The organism is Castellaniella daejeonensis, from assembly GCF_039523555.1.
Classification (GTDB): domain Bacteria; phylum Pseudomonadota; class Gammaproteobacteria; order Burkholderiales; family Burkholderiaceae_B; genus Castellaniella; species Castellaniella daejeonensis.
On record NZ_BAAAFN010000026.1, the window covers coordinates 1 to 553 of the forward strand.

1 pseudogene and 1 other annotated feature are annotated in these 553 nt (G+C 59.7%); the pseudogene reads right to left on the reverse strand.

Features of this window, described 5'->3' with window-relative positions:
- Nucleotides 1-553 (reverse strand): annotated as a pseudogene (locus ABD022_RS14790) (IS3 family transposase); the annotation flags it as partial.
- Nucleotides 177-293, reverse strand: a sequence feature (AL1L pseudoknot). Its footprint overlaps the pseudogene before it by 117 nt.

Here is a 553-nt window from a genome sequence, read left to right on the forward strand (position 1 = left end):
CGCGCCACCATCACCCCTTCTCGATTCAACTGCTTCCAGACCTTGCGGGCTCCATAGACCCGAAAGTTCTGTTCCCACACACGCTGGATATTCACCATGAGTTGTTCATCCCTCTTGGCTCGCAGGCTTCGCAGTTCCGGATTCCGGCATCGGGCGGCATATCGCCGGTAGGCTGACGGGGCGACCTGCAACACCTTGCAGATCGGCTCGACCCCATACAGGCCCCGATGCTGGTCGATGTAGGCGTTTATTTCTTCAGTTCGCGGTCGAGCGCCGCCTGAGCGAAAAAAGCGCTGGCCGACTTGAGAATTTCATTGGCCCGGCGCAATTCCTTGACTTCACGTTCCAGAGCCTTGATGCGCTCTTGCTCTGCCTGCGGCACGCCGGCCCGCGTACCGGCCTCCACTTCCTGGATCTGAACCCACTTCAACAGGGTGTATGCCGAGCAGCCGATCTTGGGCGCAATGGACTGCACTGCTACCCACTGCGATGGATACTCGCCACGATGCTCCTGGACCAGTCGTACGGCGCGCTCACGAACTTCGGGGGAAAA